Source organism: Pseudoalteromonas sp. M58, assembly GCF_042604605.1.
GTDB classification, from domain to species: Bacteria; Pseudomonadota; Gammaproteobacteria; order Enterobacterales; family Alteromonadaceae; genus Pseudoalteromonas; species Pseudoalteromonas tetraodonis.
On record NZ_CP152390.1, the window covers coordinates 3,034,611 to 3,053,152 of the forward strand.

The window sequence follows — 18,542 nt, forward strand, 5'->3', positions numbered from 1 at the left end:
GGAGATCCGAAAACAGATCAACCCTTTTTTGAAGAAAACTTGAAATAAATGACTGTTCGCTGGATATTTGAACGATAGATACTAAAAACACAACATAACTATCAATTTATTAACAATAAACGCGGTATTTAAGCGTTTAACTGTGAGGTAGCCCTTAAATGTGTAAAGAATGATCATCATGATCACCAATAGGAGAGTAACCGCTGCAGATTTTATATCTTTAGCTTGATCCGATGGAACATTAATCTCTGTACTTATACGATCTGCTAATGCTTTTATGGCTATAGTTGGATTTAATCACTCGACTATGAGAATTAACTCGCTTTAACTATTCGTGCGAGTTCTGCTAAATTTTAAACAAAATAAAGCCCCGCTTTTGCGAGGCTCTTACTTATGCTACACCGTATTGATCTCGGTATGCTTTTACTGCCGCTAAATGCTCATCCATGGTTCCTTGATTTTCAAGGTAACTGATTAGATCAGCCAATTTAACAATAGAAGTTACTTGAGTATTAAAGTCACGCTCTACTTCTTGTATAGCTGAAAGCTCAGCTTTACCTTTTTCTTGGCGATCAAGTGCGATTAAAACACCACTTAAATCTGCGCCATTTTCAGCAATAATTTCCATAGATTCGCGAATTGCAGTACCTGCAGTGATCACATCATCAACTAGCATTATCTTACCTTTAAGATACGAACCTACTAAGCTGCCACCTTCACCGTGTGCTTTTTTCTCTTTCCGGTTAAAGCAGTAAGGCACATCTTTGTTGTAATGATCAGCTAACGCAACTGCGGTAGTTGTTGCAATTGGAATACCTTTATAAGCGGGACCAAATAGTACATCAAATTCAATTGCTGCATCTTCAAGTGCCGCTGCATAAAAGCGACCTAAGCGAGCAAGATCACGACCGGTATTAAACAAACCTGCATTAAAAAAGTATGGACTTGTACGGCCAGATTTTAAGGTAAATTCACCAAACTTTAATACCTGCTTTTCTAAAGCAAATTCAATAAACTCTTTTTGATATTCTTTCATCGCTGATTACCTATTTATGCTAGTGCTTGTTTTTGTACATCAATAATTTCACGAATTGAGTGCTTAGCGAGTGTAAGTAGCTCATCAAGTTCGTCAAACGAGAAAGGCTCGCCTTCAGCAGTCCCTTGTACTTCAATAATTTTACCTGTTTCAGTTAAAATTACATTCATGTCGGTTTCAGCGTCAGAGTCTTCAAGGTATTCTAAATCGCTAATCGCTTGGCCTTTATATATACCAACTGAAATAGCCGCGATCATATGCTTAAGTGGATTTGAATTAATCATCCCTTTTGCACGCATGTAAGTAAGTGCATCAACGAGTGCGACACATGCACCACTAATTGATGCAGTACGTGTACCACCATCAGCTTGAATTACATCACAATCAATAGTTATTGTGTTTTCACCGAGTGCTTTTAGATCTATTGCTGCACGTAAAGAGCGAGCAATCAGACGCTGTATTTCCATTGTACGACCGCCTTGTTTACCTCGCGTCGCCTCACGACTATTACGTGTGTGTGTTGCGCGCGGTAACATGCCATATTCTGCGTTTACCCAACCTTTACCTTGGCCTTTCATAAAGCGTGGCACGCCAGCTTCAACTGTCGCGGTACAAAGTACCTTAGTGTTACCAAACTCTACTAATACTGAGCCTTCAGCATGCAAAGTATAGTTACGTGTAAACGTAACCGGTCTAATTTGATTAGGTGTTCTTTCGCTTGGACGCATTGACGATCCCCTTAATTCTGAATTTGCCACATTATATGTGGATGTGAATACAGATGCCATGTTGATTTAGATTAAAGTGTGTTTAAAAAACACTCAGTAGGCTAAATTTTCTTTAGAGCTTAAGCAGTGTTACGGTATAATCATTACACTATTGTATTTAAAAATGTAGGAAATCATCCATGATCCACAGTATGACAGCTTATGCGCGTCGCGAAATTAAAGGCGAATGGGGCACTGGCACGTGGGAAGTTCGTTCAGTGAACCAACGTTACCTTGAAACATTTATTCGTGCACCAGAGCAATTTCGTGGCATGGAGCCCGTTATTCGCGAGCGTCTGCGTAAGCACTTACAGCGTGGTAAGGTAGAAGTCTTCTTAAAATTTGTCGCAAATCCCGCACATGTTGGTGAATTATCAATTAATCAGTCGCTGGCGGAGCAGTTAATTAATAGTGCTAAGTGGGTTCAGCAACAAAGCAGTGGTGACATTAACCCTGTGGATATTTTACGTTGGCCTGGTGTTATGGAAGCACAAGAAATTGATATGGATAGTGTAAATACAGCTCTTATTAGTGGTCTTGACCAAGTAATTGAAGACTTTAAATCTGCGCGTGGCGATGAAGGTGCAAACCTTGAAGAAATGATAACTACACGATTAACCGCCATTTTAGAGCAAGTTGATATTGTTGAAGCACATATGCCAGAAATTACTAAGTGGCAACGTGAAAAGTTAGTACAAAAGCTTGAAGATTTAACAACAAATATTGATGAGTCACGCCTTGAGCAAGAACTGATTTATCTTGCACAAAAGCAAGATGTTGCCGAAGAGCTAGACCGTTTAAAGTCGCACGTTAAAGAAACTCGCAAAATCCTGAGTAAAGGTGGTGCTTGTGGTCGTCGTTTAGATTTTATGATGCAAGAGTTTAATCGTGAAGCAAACACGTTAGCATCTAAATCTATCAATAGTGACATCACCAACGCAGCTGTAGAGCTAAAAGTCCTGATTGAGCAAATGCGTGAGCAGATCCAGAATATTGAGTAACTTTTTTTGGCTTTACCACTCACTTGAGCATAATTAGCTAAATAAAGTACAATATAATAATTGAAGGCTTGAGCTGTTTATAGTTCGAGCCTGTTTATTTTTAGATAGAGAAAATAATGGCACACTCTCGCGGAAACTTATTTATTTTATCTGCGCCTTCTGGGGCGGGTAAATCGAGCTTAATAAATGCATTACTAAAAAAGCATGCTGATATGAAAGTATCGGTATCGCACACTACCCGCGCACCGCGCCCTGGTGAAAACGATGCGGAACACTACCATTTTGTATCGGTTGATGAGTTTAAGGCACTAATTGCCAAAGATGACTTTTTTGAATGGGCACAAGTATTTGACAATTATTACGGTACTTCTAAGCAAGCTATTGAAGAGCAACTCGCCGCTGGCATTGATGTGTTTTTAGATATTGATTGGCAAGGCGCTCGCCAAGTTCGAGAAATAATGAAAGACGTAAAAACTATCTTTATTTTACCGCCGTCAAAGCAAGAGTTAGAGCAACGTTTAAATAACCGTGGCCAAGACTCAGCTGAAATTATTGCCGGGCGTATGGCACAAGCTCAATCAGAAACCTCTCATTACGATGAGTATGACTTTGTTGTTGTGAATGATGATTTTGATACTGCTTTAAGTGAGATAGAAAGTGTTGTTATTGCACAGCGATTAACGCTAAAAGCGCAAACAACGCGTCATCAAACTTTAATTAATGAGCTACTCAAATAATCTAAATTAAGATTAATTAGGTGTTCATGCCCTAAAACAGATAAAAATTAACCACTGGCTATTGGCGAAACCTGCTGCGTGCAGTAAACTACGCCTTTGCTTTTAAATTATTTTGGAGTGCTAAGATGGCTCGCGTAACAGTTGAAGATGCAGTAGATGCAATTGGTAATCGTTTTGACTTAATTTTAGTTGCGGCCCGTCGTGCCCGCCAAATTGCTGTTGGTGGTAAAGACCCACTAGTAGATCCTGAGAACGATAAGCCAACAGTTGTTGCTTTACGTGAAATCGAACTTGGTTTAGTTGATAATTCTTCAATGGATGTTATTGACCGTGAAGAACAACAACACCAAGAAGCGGCAGAACTAGCTGCTGTTGCTGCCATTGTTGGTGGCAACCAATAATCAACCGCCCGGTTTGATTTAGCTAACGGCATAGTATTTCAACTATAGCCGTTGGCAATCCTTTGTTTTCATCGTATATTCGTAACTTATCCTAACTTATTTGCTTCACGAGAACATTGGAGTGTGAATGTATCTTTTTGAAGGTCTTAAAAAGAAAATCTCAAAATACTTGCCAGCAGACGATGTTGAGCTAGTTCAAAAAGCCTATGTGGTAGCCCGAGAGGCCCATGAAGGTCAAACTCGCTCAAGTGGCGAGCCTTACATTACTCACCCCGTTGAAGTCACTCAAATATTAGCTAGCATGCACCTTGACCATGAAACGCTCATGGCAGCACTAATGCACGATGTGATTGAAGATACCGATTTTAGCCAACAAGATTTAGCTGAAATATTTGGTGAAACGGTGGCTGAACTCGTTGAAGGTGTGAGCAAGCTTGATAAGTTAAGCTTTAAAGATAAAAAAGAGTTTCAAGCTGAAAACTATCGAAAAATGATTATGGCAATGACCCAAGATATTCGGGTTATTTTAATCAAGTTGGCTGATAGAACGCATAACATGCGAACATTAGGCGCACTTCGTCCTGATAAACGCCGCCGTATTGCTCGCGAAACTCTAGAAATTTATGCGCCGATTGCTAATCGTTTAGGTATTCACGATATAAAAAATGAGCTAGAAGACTTAGGTTTTCAAGCGCTGTATCCAATGCGTCATCGTGCACTTAAATCTGAAGTGGCTAAAGCGCGTGGAAATCGCAAAGAAGTTATTTCAAATATTCAAACAGAAATTGAAGCACGCCTTGAGGAGTCTGGCATAAAGGCCACCGTATCAGGCCGTGAAAAGCATCTATACAGTATTTATAAAAAAATGCTCAACAAAGAGTTACTATTTAACGAAGTCATGGATATTTACGCTTTTCGTATTGCGGTAGATTCTATGGACACCTGTTATCGCGTACTCGGCGTTGCTCATAACTTATATAAGCCAATTGAAACCCGCTTTAAAGACTATATTGCCGTGCCAAAAACTAATGGCTATCAATCACTTCATACTTCTTTGGTTGGCCCGCATGGTATTCCTGTTGAAATTCAAATCCGTACTCACGATATGGATCACATGGCAGACAAAGGAGTCGCGGCTCACTGGATGTATAAAAAGTCTGGTGACAATGCGGGTCACACTGCGCAGCAGCGTGCTCGCCAATGGATGCAAAGCTTACTAGAGTTACAGCAAAGTGCGGGATCATCATTTGAGTTTGTTGAAAACGTTAAAACCGAACTCTTCCCTGAAGAAATTTATGTCTTTACCCCAGATGGTCGCATCGTTGAACTGCCAATGGGCGCGACTGCGGTCGATTTTGCTTATGCCGTTCATACTGATGTTGGTAATACTTGTGTAGGCGCACGCGTTAATCGTAAACCTTATCCTTTAAGTAAAGCCATTGATACTGGGCAAACAATAGAAATTATTACTAGCTCAGGCGCTCATCCTAACGCAACATGGCTTAACTTTATTGTTACTGGTAAAGCGCGACTGGGCGTACGTAACTACCTTAAAAGCCAACAGCATGAAGAAGCATTATTATTAGGTCGTCGCTTACTTGATTCAGCCCTAGGTGAAAACAAGTTTGATAACCTGCCAGCTGAAAATATTACGCGAGTGCTTGAGGAGCATGAACTCTCTTCAACCTTAGAGCTACTGGTAGAAATTGGCTCAGGTAATTTAATGAGCATGCTGATTGCCAAACGCTTATTACAAAACGATAACGATGATTTAAACGATATTGCTAAACGTGCAAAAGCGACCATTATTGGTACTGAAGGTATGTTAGTTAATTATTCAAAATGTTGTCGTCCAGTGCCTGGAGACGCTATTACAGCTCACGTAAGCCAGGGTAAAGGTTTAACGGTTCATCGCCAAGAGTGTAAGAACATTCGTGGCTGGGAAAATGATCGTTCAAAATACCTAGTCGTAAAATGGGATGATAATCCAGAAAAAGAATACATTGCGGCTTTACGAGTAGAAATTATTAACCACCAAGGTGCGCTGGCTAAATTAACCAATGTGGTCGCCACTACACAGGCCAATATTGTAGAAATAGCTACCGATGAAAAAGAAAGTAATTTATACGTGATAGACTTAGGGATCACAGTTAAAAACCGTATCCATGTCGCTAATATCATGCGTCGTATACGTGTGATGCCGGATGTACAAAAAGTCTATCGTAAAAAATAAAATAGGAACATCATGAATAAAGCATTTATATCAACGGATAAAGCACCTGCAGCGATTGGCACATACAGCCAAGCAGTAAAAGTGGGCACAGCGGTTTATTTATCTGGGCAAATTCCACTTGTCCCTGAAACAATGGACGTTATATCTGAAGACTTTAGCGAACAAACACACCAAGTATTTAAAAATATTTGTGCGGTTTGTGAAGAAGCTGGCGGCACCATTCAAGATTTAGTAAAAGTAAATATTTACCTTACTGATCTTTCAAATTTTGCCATTGTTAACGAAGTAATGAGCCAATATTTTAAACAGCCTTATCCTGCTCGCGCTGCTATTGGCGTTCGTGCACTACCTAAAGGTGTACAAGTAGAAATAGACGGCATCATGGAACTTCCTTCAACAAACTAACCTCTATAAGCTATGAGCGCCGCTCATAGCTTTTATTCCAATCTGTAACTACACTTTGATGAATTCTTGACTCAAAACTAAAATTCTAGCACTCTGTAATCACGTTATTTAATTAAACCTTACTTTAGTAGTAGAAAAGGATAACTTGTGTTTAAGCTTGCTCATAATGGCAATGTATTGCTCGATACGAGTAAATCTGCACCCGCCAGTGCTGCTTTTATCATTGAAGCAATTGAACAATCGCCTTACAGCGAGTGTGAAATCAATCATGACGCCATAAATAACTATTTCAGCAGTGCAACACCTGAACGTATCTTAGTTGTTGCAACACGTCATGATGCCACCTTAAGCGTGGAGATAAGTGATGATAAAATGCTAGCCACGGGCACGCTCACTCTTGCTAAAGGGGGAGCAACACTGAGTTTTGATGAAGCTAAAAAAGAATTAGTTAAAGCGCACGTCGCAAGAGGTTATAAACAAGCATTTTTAGAGCAACTTTTACAAAAGCAATCTGAACTCCCACCTGGCTCCGTAGTCAGTGGTCCACTCGCCAAAGGGCGCTTACCTATAGACGGTAAACCAACTAAATTTAACGCAATGGTTCAAACACTTAAAGATCGTCTCAAAGCCCCTAAATTAAAAGAAGATGGCAGTGTAGATATGCGTGACTTTGGTAAGTTAGCAAGTGTAAAACCAGGTGAGTTACTAGTACAGCAACAACCCGCTACACCAGGCCAAGAAGGGTTTACCGTGTTAGGCGATGTATTACCTGCAAAACCCGGAGAGGTTCATACTCTAATTGCAGGTGAGGGCACTGAAATCTCAAAAAATAATCCGATGGAATTACTCTCTACGATTGCTGGCGTGCCGGTTGAAATAAATAATGGCATGCGTGTTGACGATATTTTTACTGTCAACGATGTGTCGGTAAAAACAGGGCATATCGACTTTGAAGGCAGTGTGATAGTGAGTAAAAATGTAGAGCCAGGAATGCGTATTAATGCAACGGGCGACATTACCGTTTTTGGTACGGTTGAATCTGGCGAATTAACCGCAGGAGGCGATATAACTGTAAAACAAGGGGTAATTGGCCATCAAAAGCCTGAAGATAAATCACTGTCTTGTAGAATAATATGCGCAGGCGATGTCCATGCCTCACACTCTCAATATTGTTACATTGAAGCTAATAACATTCTGCTTGAACGTCAAGCTAGCCACAGCTCAATGAAAGCAAAGAGTACAATACAAATTGGTCAATCAGAGTTACCTAAAGGAAAGCTATTTGGGGGTGAAATTCTAGATGCCACTAAACTGATTGCCGGCGAGATAGGTAATGAATCTGGTGCTAAAATGGTAATTAATTTAGCGGCTTCAGCCACTGAAATGACCAAAGAGATTGATAAATCTTTTAGTGAACTAACAGCAACAAATGAACAAGTTGATAGTTTACAAGCGGCTTTAGAAAAAGCGGATTTAATTAAAGATGCAGATAAAAAAAATGAACTCATAAATAAAATTGGCACCACGCAGCTACACCATAGTCAGCAAGCAGAACAATTAGAAAAGCAGGTAGCAGGTTTAGAGCAAAAACTGAATACGTTACTCGATGAAGCCATGTTGACTGTGAATAGCGTTTTACATTCGGGTGTAGAGATCCATATCTTCAATAAACTGCTTAAAACGACCCGTAACTTCCCACCGAGTAGTGTTAAGTTAGAAAATAATAAAATAGAAATTGAATTTAAAACTTAATAATAAGGGGCTGTTAGTAACAGCCCCAACTTTTTTATAGTAAACCATCTACACTTGTATAGGTTTGCGCTGGCCACACACCTACCTGCACTTGCCCTATATGTTGTTTTTGTAATAACAGCATCGCTAAACGAGATTGACCAATACCACCGCCAATTGTCTGTGGAAGCTTACTTTCTAGCAATGCCTTATGCCAGTCAAACTCTAAACGGTCTTCGTCTCCCGTAATACTTAATTGAGTTTGCAATACTTCAGGGCTTACACGAATTCCCATCGATGAGATTTCGAAAGCGTCTTCAAGCACTGGGTTCCATACTAAAATATCACCATTTAATCCCATGTACTGCTCGCATGTCGGGGTTGACCAATCGTCGTAATCTGGCGCTCTCACATCATGAATTTTGCCATCACTCAATGCTCCCCCAATACCAATTAAAAATACAGCGCCATATTCTTGAGTAATCGCCTTTTCACGCTGCTTGGCTGTAAAATCTGGGTACATTTTACGTAATGCTTCACTATGTACAAAAGTAATCTCTGTGGGTAAAAATGGTGTTAAACCAAAGCTGTCACTAACATATTTCTCAGTAGCTTTAATACCTTGGTAAATAGTTTCAACCGTTTGCTTCAAAGTAGATAAAGAACGCTGCGTACTTTCACAAATAACTTGTTCCCAATCCCACTGATCAACATACACAGAATGGATTGGACTTAATGAATCTTCATCAGGTCGCAACGCTTTCATTTGCGTGTAAATTCCTTCACCTTTAGAGAAACCATACTCGCCCAAAGTTTTACGTTTCCACTTTGCTAACGAATGCACGACTTCATAACGGCTATCTGTAATGGCTTTAACATTCACCGCAACAGCGTTCTCGTGTCCACTTAAGTTATCCTGAGTACCGTCACCTACTTTAGCTAAAATAGGTGCCTGTACTTCAATTAAGCCTAACTTTTGCTCTAATTGCTGTGAAAAAAACTGTTTAACTTTACTTATTTGCTGCTGCTGCTGCACATAGTGTGAACTCATAATAATTGGCCTCATTCCCAGTTATTGTATTGGCGACTCAGCGCTTAGTAGCGCTTCAATATGGTTATCGTAACAATTAAACGTTTTAATTCAATAACCCATAACAAAAATAGCTTTACGATATTAAAATCATTAAAAAAATGGTATAAAAACATTAAATACAACAATACAAAGCAACTAAACCTATGGAAAATTATCAAATCGATAATCTAGACAAACAGATTCTGCATGCATTAATGGATAATGCACGTACACCCTACGCTGAATTAGCAAAGCGTTTCGGTGTCAGTGCAGGAACAATTCATGTGCGGATTGAAAAAATGAAACAAGCGGGGATCATTACAGGTACCCAATTAACTATTAGTACCAAACAGCTTGGCTACGATGTATGTTGTTTTATCGGCATTAATTTAAATAATGCCAGAGACTACCCACAAACTCTGATTAAGCTTGAATCATTAGAAGAGGTTGTTGAAGCATATTACACCACGGGTAATTACAGTATTTTTATTAAAGTAATGACTCGCTCAATCGATCATCTACAAGATGTGTTGATCAATAAAATACAAGCAATAGAAGCTATTCAGTCAACCGAAACCCTGATCTCATTACAAAACCCGATTAGCCGAACAGTGGTGCCTTAAGGTGAAAAATCTCGTATAATTTGCCGAAAAAGAGGACTCCCATGCAGCAAACTCGTTATCAAAGAATTGAAAGTGTACTTTCACGTCGTCAAACCGATCTTACCGTGTGTTTAGAAGACGTACATAAACACCATAACTTATCTGCCATAGTCAGAACGGCCGATGCTGTTGGTTGCCATCATGTGCATGCAGTCTGGCCAGAAAAGCAAAAGTGGCTAACCAATAATACCTCAGGTGGCAGTAAGAACTGGTTAGACACACACCTTCACAGAAATATAGATGATGCCGCAGCCAGTATCCGTGCTCATAACCCCGATGTACAAATTTTGGCAACTCATTTAAGTGAAGATGCCGTCGATTTTAGAGAAATTGATTACACTAAACCTACTGCAATTATTGTCGGCCAAGAAAAAACGGGGATCTCAGAAAAAGCGCTCGAATATGCAGATCAAAACATTATTATTCCAATGCAAGGCATGGTGCAATCGTTAAATGTATCCGTTGCAGCAGCATTAATCTTATTCGAAGCACAACGTCAACGTGAGTTAGCTGGGTTATATGATAGAAATATGCTGAGTGAAGAAATAAAACACCCAATGTATTTTGAAGGCTGCCACCCAATTATTGCAAGGCAGTGTAAGCAAAAGAACTTACCTTATCCCGCACTTGATGAGCATGGCGAAATCGTTGCGGATGAACAGTTTTGGCAGGCATTAAAACATACTTGATGCATATACAGTGTATAAGTACACTTAACTCACTAAATAACAATAATTGAGCCTACTTTGTCTAAACCTAGCTTAAGCCAATACCCAATCACAGAACTTAAAGGCGTAGGCCCTAAAATGGCTGAACGACTTTTAAAGCTAGGCATCACCACAGTGCAAGATATGCTTTTTCATTTACCGCTAAGGTATGAAGACAGAACGCGTATTTATGCTATTAGTGAGCTTACGGCACATAGCCATGTAACGGTTCAAGCAACCATTGAAACAAGCCAAATTACCTTTGGTAAAAGGCGTATGCTGGTTTGCCAAATAAATGATGGGACAGGTAGGTTAACTCTACGATTTTTTAATTTTACCGCAGCACAAAAAAACGCATTTAGCGCGGGTAAAATAATTCGCTGTTTTGGCGAAATACGTCGCGGACGTGTTGGCTTTGAAATGAGTCATCCTGAATACAGTATTAGCGACACTTTTGAACAGCAACCAACATCATCAACACTTACGCCAGTCTATTCAACAACCGAGGGGTTAAAGCAACTCTCTATCAGGGCGTTGAGTGAACAGGCAATAGAATTGCTTCAAAAATACGCAGTAGAAGAGCTACTACCTCAACAATGGCAACCATCGCAACTACCGTTAAGTGATGCGTTATTGCTACTGCATCGCCCCCCTAATGATGTTGATATAATTGCGCTTGAACAAGGGACTCACCCAGCACAACAACGGCTCGTTTTTGAAGAGTTGTTGGCTCAAAATCTCAGCCTCTTAAAAGTAAGAGAGCAAGGACAACAAGTTAAAGCTATTGCCCTTGAGCCCACTAATCCATTAGAAGCGCAATTTCTAGCACAATTACCCTTTGCGCCAACCAATGCACAAAGCCGTGTAGTATCAGAAATTAAAACAGACATGCAACACGCTTACCCTATGATGCGACTTGTCCAAGGGGATGTAGGCTCTGGTAAAACATTAGTCGCAGCCCTGAGCGCCTTAACTGCGATAGCACAAGGCTATCAGGTCGCATTAATGGCGCCAACAGAGATATTATCAGAGCAACACGGAATTAACTTTTCCAGCTGGTTTGAAAACCTTGGAATATCGGTTGCTTGGCTAGGCGGTAAAACAAAAGGAAAAGAGCGAGTTAATACCCTTGCAATGATCGCCTCTGGTGAAGCGCAGATGATTGTGGGTACCCATGCTTTATTTCAAGATGAAGTAAAATTTAACAATCTCGTACTTATCATTATTGATGAGCAACATCGCTTTGGGGTTCATCAACGTTTATCACTGCGTGAAAAAGGGCGCTTTGGTGATTGTTATCCACATCAACTAGTAATGACAGCAACACCTATACCACGTACGCTTGCGATGACTGCTTATGCCGATTTAGAAACCTCAGTGATCGACGAATTACCACCAGGAAGAACACCAATTACCACTGTTGCCATCCCTGATACCCGCAGAGATGACATCATTAGTCGGGTGAAACTTGCCTGTAATGAACAAGGTCGACAAGTTTACTGGGTATGTACTCTTATAGACGAGTCTGAAGTATTACAATGCCAAGCAGCTGAAGACAGTGCTTTACAATTAAAAGAAGCCTTACCTGAACTTAATATTGGTTTAGTCCATGGGAGAATGAAAGCCACTGAAAAGCAAGCCATTATGAGTGAGTTTAAAACGGGGAACATTCATGTACTGGTCGCAACAACCGTGATCGAGGTCGGTGTTGATGTCCCCAATGCGAGCCTAATTATTATTGAAAACCCAGAGCGCTTAGGTTTAGCACAGCTTCACCAATTACGAGGCCGTGTAGGACGTGGGGCAACCGCATCGCATTGCGTTCTTTTATACCATGCACCACTTTCTCATACTGCACAGAAGCGATTAGGAGTACTGCGCGACAGTAACGATGGCTTTGTTATAGCAGAGCGTGATTTAGAAATACGCGGCCCAGGTGAAGTACTTGGAACTAAACAAACCGGTTTAGCCGAATTCAAAATCGCTGATTTAACACGCGATAAACAAACACTCAATCAAGTAAGGCCCATCGCACAACAAATGCTTAAGCAATACCCTCAGCATATAGACCCTCTTATTCACCGCTGGTTAGGTAATAAATCAAACTACGCACAAGCATAGTCGGTTTTTAAACTTTACTTTTCACTTCATCATCCAGGCTTACTCCAAACGGATATATTTTCATAATGCCTTTATTCTCAGGCCTTCTATTGCAAGATGTCGTGGTGTCGTCCACAGCGTTAGAGTAGTCTTTAGGCGCTTATTCTTTTACTTTTACCTGATGCCTTTTACCTTTCACCTACGTTTTTACTTTCCTGCAGACGTAAAAAAGCCCGACTATTTCTAGTCGGGCTTTCTCTTATTTGGAGCCTGGTAATGTCCTACTTTCACATAGCAAATGCTACACTATCATCGGCGCTGTTTCGTTTCACTACTGAGTTCGGCATGGGGTCAGGTGGGTCCAAAACGCTATTGTCACCAAGCAAATTTGGTGTAAGGTCGATTTAATCGAGCTTACTAAAATTTGGAATTCTGATAATAAAGTCTTCAAGTATCTACTTTAGTTATATTAACTTCTTCGCTTAAACTATCACATAAAACGCGTTTGGCGTTGTATGGTTAAGCCTCACGGGTAATTAGTACAAGTTAGCTTAATGGCTCACACCACTTCCACATCTTGCCTATCAACGTTGTAGTCTTCAACGGCCCTTCAGAGACTTTAAAAGTCTAGTGAGAACTCATCTCGAGGCCTGCTTCGCGCTTAGATGCTTTCAGCGCTTATCAGTTCCGAACGTAGCTACCGGGCAATGCCATTGGCATGACAACCCGAACACCAGCGGTTCGTTCACTCCGGTCCTCTCGTACTAGGAGCAACCCCTCTCAATTCTCAAACGCCCACGGCAGATAGGGACCGAACTGTCTCACGACGTTCTAAACCCAGCTCGCGTACCACTTTAAATGGCGAACAGCCATACCCTTGGGACCGACGACTTCCCCCCCAGTGATGTGATGAGCCGACATCGAGGTGCCAAACACCGCCGTCGATATGAACTCTTGGGCGGTATCAGCCTGTTATCCCCGGAGTACCTTTTATCCGTTGAGCGATGGCCCTTCCATTCAGAACCACCGGATCACTATGACCTACTTTCGTACCTGCTCGACGTGTCTGTCTCGCAGTTAAGCTGGCTTCTACCATTACACTAACCGTACGATGTCCGACCGTACTTAGCCAACCTTCGTGCTCCTCCGTTACTCTTTGGGAGGAGACCGCCCCAGTCAAACTACCCACCAGGCACTGTCCGTAACCCCGATTCAGGGGCCAACGTTAGAACATCAAAACTACAAGGGTGGTATTTCAAGGACGACTCCACAAAAACTAGCGTCTCTGCTTCTAAGTCTCCCACCTATCCTACACATGTAGGTTCAATGTTCAGTGCCAAGCTGTAGTAAAGGTTCACGGGGTCTTTCCGTCTAGCCGCGGGTACACAGCATCATCTTCACTGCGATTTCAATTTCACTGAGTCTCGGGTGGAGACAGCGTGGCCATGGTTACACCATTCGTGCAGGTCGGAACTTACCCGACAAGGAATTTCGCTACCTTAGGACCGTTATAGTTACGGCCGCCGTTTACCGGGGCTTCGATCAAGAGCTTCTCCGAAGATAACCCCATCAATTAACCTTCCGGCACCGGGCAGGTGTCACACCGTATACGTCATCTTGCGATTTTGCACAGTGCTGTGTTTTTAATAAACAGTCCCAGCCACCTGGTCACTGCGGCTCCAATCAGCTTAGAGAGCAAGTCTCATCACCAATCGGAGCGTACCTTCTCCCGAAGTTACGGTACGATTTTGCCTAGTTCCTTCACCCGAGTTCTCTCAAGCGCCTTAGTATTCTCTACCTGACCACCTGTGTCGGTTTGGGGTACGATTCGGTATAATCTGAAGCTTAGAGGCTTTTCCTGGAAGTATGGCATCAGCAACTTCATCACCTTGGTGACTCGTCTCGTGTCTCAGCCTAACAGCAACCCGGATTTACCTAAGTCACTAGCCTACACACTTTCACATGGACTACCATCGCCATGCTTGCTTAGCCTGCTCCGTCCCCCCATCGCAATTATACCAAGTACGGAAATATTAATCCGTTTCCCATCGACTACGCCTTTCGGCCTCGCCTTAGGGGTCGACTTACCCTACCCTGATTAACATGGGATAGGAACCCTTGGTCTTCCGGCGTGCGGGTTTTTCACCCGCATTATCGTTACTCATGTCAGCATTCGCACTTCTGATACGTCCAGCATACCTCCCGGTACACCTTCAACCGCTTACAGAACGCTCCCCTACCACTCAAAATAAATTTTGAATCCGCAGCTTCGGTGCATAGTTTAGCCCCGTTACATCTTCCGCGCAGACCGACTCGACCAGTGAGCTATTACGCTTTCTTTAAAGGATGGCTGCTTCTAAGCCAACCTCCTGGCTGTCTGGGCCTTTCCACATCGTTTCCCACTTAACTATGACTTTGGGACCTTAGCTGGCGGTCTGGGTTGTTTCCCTCTTCACGACGGACGTTAGCACCCGCCGTGTGTCTCCCGGATATTACTTTACGGTATTCGGAGTTTGCAAAGGGTTGGTAAGTCGGGATGACCCCCTAGCCTTAACAGTGCTCTACCCCCGTAAGTATTCGTCCGAGGCTCTACCTAAATAGATTTCGGGGAGAACCAGCTATCTCCCGGTTTGATTAGCCTTTCACTCCTAACCACAGGTCATCCCCTAACTTTTCAACGTTAGTGGGTTCGGTCCTCCAGTTGATGTTACTCAACCTTCAACCTGCCCATGGCTAGATCACCGGGTTTCGGGTCTATACCTTGCAACTATTCGCCCAGTTAAGACTCGGTTTCCCTACGGCTACCCTAATCGGTTAACCTCGCTACAAAATATAAGTCGCTGACCCATTATACAAAAGGTACGCAGTCACCCAACAAGTGGGCTCCTACTGCTTGTACGTACACGGTTTCAGGTTCTATTTCACTCCCCTCACAGGGGTTCTTTTCGCCTTTCCCTCACGGTACTGGTTCACTATCGGTCAGTTGGGAGTATTTAGCCTTAGATGATGGTCCACCTATATTCAGTCAAAGTTTCACGTGCTCCGACCTACTCGATTTCACTTAAAATGCGTTTTCATGTACGGGACTATCACCCTGTATCGTGGCACTTTCCAGAGCCTTCCATTAACACATAATAAGCTTAAGGGCTGTTCCGATTTCGCTCGCCGCTACTATCGGAATCTCGGTTGATTTCTTTTCCTACGGGTACTTAGATGTTTCAGTTCTCCGCGTTCGCCTCGTTAACCTATGTATTCAGTTAACGATACCTGCAAGCAGGTGGGTTTCCCCATTCGGAAATCCTAGTCTCAAGTGCTTTTTACTAGCTTGACTAGGCTTATCGCAAGTTAATACGTCCTTCATCGCCTCCAACTGCCAAGGCATCCACCGTGTACGCTTAGTCACTTAACCATACAACCCAAACGGGTCTTTGTTTTGTGACAGTTTAACTTCGCCAGAAGTTAATATTGAATACTAAAGTAGATACCAATCAACAAACGAAACGTTTATTAAATGGCACTGAATGATACTGCTATCATTCTTTTTTACTTTTGAAAACTCTGTACAAATACAATGTATTTATACGAATTTTATTATCAGCTTTTCCAAATTTTTAAAGAGCAGAGAATCAAAAACTTCTCAAAATTAAACACACTCTATTCTCAGGTGATTGTGCTACCCGATAAAAGAATATTTATTTTTAAGAAGTAAAGTGGTGGAGCTAAGCAGGATCGAACTGCTGACCTCCTGCGTGCAAGGCAGGCGCTCTCCCAGCTGAGCTATAGCCCCACATATGCTGGTCTTACTGTTTGTATACCGACTTCTTTTTAAGACAAGGCGTAAGTTGAGGCCGTTTAGTTTACTAAACAACGAAGCTTACAACGAAGCATTAAGAAGAAGTGGTGGGTCTGAGTAGATTTGAACTACCGACCTCACCCTTATCAGGGGTGCGCTCTAACCAGCTGAGCTACAGACCCAAACAATAAGTGTTGTTCTCTTTACAATTAACAATCATCTGTGTGGACACTACGAACAAATAAGTTCTAAATCGTATAAGGAGGTGATCCAGCCCCAGGTTCCCCTAGGGCTACCTTGTTACGACTTCACCCCAGTCATGAATCACTCCGTGGTAAACGTCCTCCCGAAGGTTAGACTATCTACTTCTGGAGCAACCCACTCCCATGGTGTGACGGGCGGTGTGTACAAGGCCCGGGAACGTATTCACCGCGTCATTCTGATACGCGATTACTAGCGATTCCGACTTCATGGAGTCGAGTTGCAGACTCCAATCCGGACTACGACGCACTTTAAGTGATTCGCTTACTCTCGCGAGTTCGCAGCACTCTGTATGCGCCATTGTAGCACGTGTGTAGCCCTACACGTAACGTAAGGGATGATGATGACTTGACGTCGTCCCCACCTTCCTCCGGTTTATCACCGGCAGTCTCCTTAGAGTTCTCAGCATTACCTGCTAGCAACTAAGGATAGGGGTTGCGCTCGTTGCGGGACTTAACCCAACATCTCACAACACGAGCTGACGACAGCCATGCAGCACCTGTATCAGAGTTCCCGAAGGCACCAAACTATCTCTAGTAAGTTCTCTGTATGTCAAGTGTAGGTAAGGTTCTTCGCGTTGCATCGAATTAAACCACATGCTCCACCGCTTGTGCGGGCCCCCGTCAATTCATTTGAGTTTTAACCTTGCGGCCGTACTCCCCAGGCGGTCTACTTAATGCGTTAGCTTTGAAAAACAGAACCGAGGTTCCGAGCTTCTAGTAGACATCGTTTACGGCGTGGACTACCAGGGTATCTAATCCTGTTTGCTCCCCACGCTTTCGTACATGAGCGTCAGTGTTGACCCAGGTGGCTGCCTTCGCCATCGGTATTCCTTCAGATCTCTACGCATTTCACCGCTACACCTGAAATTCTACCACCCTCTATCACACTCTAGTTTGCCAGTTCGAAATGCAGTTCCCAGGTTGAGCCCGGGGCTTTCACATCTCGCTTAACAAACCGCCTGCGTACGCTTTACGCCCAGTAATTCCGATTAACGCTCGCACCCTCCGTATTACCGCGGCTGCTGGCACGGAGTTAGCCGGTGCTTCTTCTGTCAGTAACGTCACAGCTAGCAGGTATTAACTACTAACCTTTCCTCCTGACTGAAAGTGCTTTACAACCCGAAGGCCTTCTTCACACACGCGGCATGGCTGCATCAGGCTTGCGCCCATTGTGCAATATTCCCCACTGCTGCCTCCCGTAGGAGTCTGGGCCGTGTCTCAGTCCCAGTGTGGCTGATCATCCTCTCAAACCAGCTAGGGATCGTCGCCTTGGTGAGCCATTACCTCACCAACTAGCTAATCCCACTTGGGCCAATCTAAAGGCGAGAGCCGAAGCCCCTTTGGTCCGTAGACATTATGCGGTATTAGCAGTCGTTTCCAACTGTTGTCCCCCACCTCAAGGCATGTTCCCAAGCATTACTCACCCGTCCGCCGCTCGTCAGCAAAGTAGCAAGCTACTTTCTGTTACCGCTCGACTTGCATGTGTTAGGCCTGCCGCCAGCGTTCAATCTGAGCCATGATCAAACTCTTCAATTAAAAAGTTTTTTGTCTTTCGACAGCTCAATGAATTCTGAATTTATTTAATATCTTTCGATATTGAATTGACTGTGCTGAATAATTACCGAAGTAACTAT

General features: G+C 42.7%; 13 protein-coding genes, 2 tRNA genes and 3 rRNA genes. 9 read left to right on the forward strand and 9 right to left on the reverse strand.

Translation table 11 applies throughout. The features are described from left to right. Positions 1 to 81 precede the first annotated feature (81 nt). The 3 genes from AAGD16_RS13920 to rph all read right to left on the reverse strand — a co-directional run bounded on the left by AAGD16_RS13920 (position 82) and on the right by rph (position 1,764). Positions 82 to 285: a diacylglycerol kinase gene (locus AAGD16_RS13920; protein ID WP_377114828.1), complete on the reverse strand. Its 204-nt coding sequence runs from the start codon at positions 283 to 285 to the stop codon at positions 82 to 84. Positions 286 to 391: 106 nt separating this feature from the next. Beyond that, a complete protein-coding gene (gene pyrE / locus AAGD16_RS13925; RefSeq protein WP_377112489.1) occupies positions 392 to 1,036 on the reverse strand; it encodes an orotate phosphoribosyltransferase in 645 nt (214 codons plus the stop codon). A gap of 14 nt (positions 1,037 to 1,050) precedes the next feature. Next, complete coding sequence (gene rph, locus AAGD16_RS13930; protein WP_008111261.1) at positions 1,051 to 1,764, reverse strand: ribonuclease PH; 714 nt, start codon at positions 1,762 to 1,764, stop codon at positions 1,051 to 1,053. 179 nt (positions 1,765 to 1,943) lie between these two features. On the opposite strand from rph, the gene AAGD16_RS13935 reads away from it, so the two are divergent. The 6 genes from AAGD16_RS13935 to AAGD16_RS13960 all read left to right on the forward strand — a co-directional run bounded on the left by AAGD16_RS13935 (position 1,944) and on the right by AAGD16_RS13960 (position 8,332). Next, on the forward strand, positions 1,944 to 2,804 hold the full coding sequence (locus AAGD16_RS13935) for a YicC/YloC family endoribonuclease (RefSeq protein ID WP_013466042.1): 861 nt from the start codon (positions 1,944 to 1,946) through the stop codon (positions 2,802 to 2,804). Between the two features lie 116 nt (positions 2,805 to 2,920). Then, positions 2,921 to 3,541 carry a guanylate kinase gene (gene gmk / locus AAGD16_RS13940; RefSeq protein ID WP_028834995.1) on the forward strand — a complete coding sequence of 207 codons (621 nt, stop codon included), beginning with the start codon at positions 2,921 to 2,923 and terminating at the stop codon, positions 3,539 to 3,541. Between the two features lie 125 nt (positions 3,542 to 3,666). Next, positions 3,667 to 3,942: a DNA-directed RNA polymerase subunit omega gene (gene rpoZ / locus AAGD16_RS13945; protein WP_008108220.1), complete on the forward strand. Its 276-nt coding sequence runs from the start codon at positions 3,667 to 3,669 to the stop codon at positions 3,940 to 3,942. Positions 3,943 to 4,069: 127 nt separating this feature from the next. After that, complete coding sequence (spoT, locus tag AAGD16_RS13950) at positions 4,070 to 6,175, forward strand: bifunctional GTP diphosphokinase/guanosine-3',5'-bis pyrophosphate 3'-pyrophosphohydrolase (RefSeq protein ID WP_013466063.1); 2,106 nt, start codon at positions 4,070 to 4,072, stop codon at positions 6,173 to 6,175. 12 nt (positions 6,176 to 6,187) lie between these two features. Beyond that, the gene (locus tag AAGD16_RS13955; protein WP_013466064.1) at positions 6,188 to 6,580 is read left to right on the forward strand and encodes a RidA family protein; all 393 of its coding nucleotides are present in this window, start codon (positions 6,188 to 6,190) and stop codon (positions 6,578 to 6,580) included. A gap of 147 nt (positions 6,581 to 6,727) precedes the next feature. Further along, positions 6,728 to 8,332, forward strand: a complete 1,605-nt coding sequence (locus AAGD16_RS13960) for a DUF342 domain-containing protein (protein WP_013466065.1) — start codon at positions 6,728 to 6,730, stop codon at positions 8,330 to 8,332. Positions 8,333 to 8,366: 34 nt separating this feature from the next. Here AAGD16_RS13960 and asnA read toward each other — a convergent pair whose 3' ends face one another. Then, positions 8,367 to 9,362, reverse strand: a complete 996-nt coding sequence (asnA, locus tag AAGD16_RS13965; RefSeq protein ID WP_013466066.1) for an aspartate--ammonia ligase — start codon at positions 9,360 to 9,362, stop codon at positions 8,367 to 8,369. Between the two features lie 185 nt (positions 9,363 to 9,547). On the opposite strand from asnA, the gene asnC reads away from it, so the two are divergent. The 3 genes from asnC to recG are packed head-to-tail and all read left to right on the forward strand — an operon-like array spanning position 9,548 to position 12,873. Then, the gene (gene asnC / locus AAGD16_RS13970; protein ID WP_024601823.1) at positions 9,548 to 10,006 is read left to right on the forward strand and encodes a transcriptional regulator AsnC; all 459 of its coding nucleotides are present in this window, start codon (positions 9,548 to 9,550) and stop codon (positions 10,004 to 10,006) included. 41 nt (positions 10,007 to 10,047) lie between these two features. Continuing rightward, the gene (trmH, locus tag AAGD16_RS13975) at positions 10,048 to 10,734 is read left to right on the forward strand and encodes a tRNA (guanosine(18)-2'-O)-methyltransferase TrmH (RefSeq protein ID WP_058155326.1); all 687 of its coding nucleotides are present in this window, start codon (positions 10,048 to 10,050) and stop codon (positions 10,732 to 10,734) included. A gap of 57 nt (positions 10,735 to 10,791) precedes the next feature. Beyond that, a complete protein-coding gene (gene recG, locus AAGD16_RS13980) occupies positions 10,792 to 12,873 on the forward strand; it encodes an ATP-dependent DNA helicase RecG (protein WP_024601821.1) in 2,082 nt (693 codons plus the stop codon). A gap of 247 nt (positions 12,874 to 13,120) precedes the next feature. On the opposite strand, the gene rrf is transcribed toward recG, so the two are convergent. The 5 genes from rrf to AAGD16_RS14005 all read right to left on the reverse strand — a co-directional run bounded on the left by rrf (position 13,121) and on the right by AAGD16_RS14005 (position 18,444). Continuing rightward, positions 13,121 to 13,235: ribosomal RNA gene (rrf, locus tag AAGD16_RS13985) — 5S ribosomal RNA — on the reverse strand. Between the two features lie 132 nt (positions 13,236 to 13,367). Next, positions 13,368 to 16,261 (reverse strand): 23S ribosomal RNA (locus AAGD16_RS13990). Between the two features lie 302 nt (positions 16,262 to 16,563). After that, positions 16,564 to 16,639 (reverse strand) — tRNA-Ala (locus AAGD16_RS13995). A 111-nt stretch (positions 16,640 to 16,750) separates the two neighbouring features. Beyond that, a tRNA-Ile gene (locus AAGD16_RS14000) sits at positions 16,751 to 16,827 on the reverse strand. Between the two features lie 76 nt (positions 16,828 to 16,903). After that, positions 16,904 to 18,444: ribosomal RNA gene (locus AAGD16_RS14005) — 16S ribosomal RNA — on the reverse strand. Together the 16S, 23S and 5S rRNA genes with 2 tRNA genes alongside form the textbook arrangement of a ribosomal RNA operon. Positions 18,445 to 18,542: the final 98 nt, after the last annotated feature.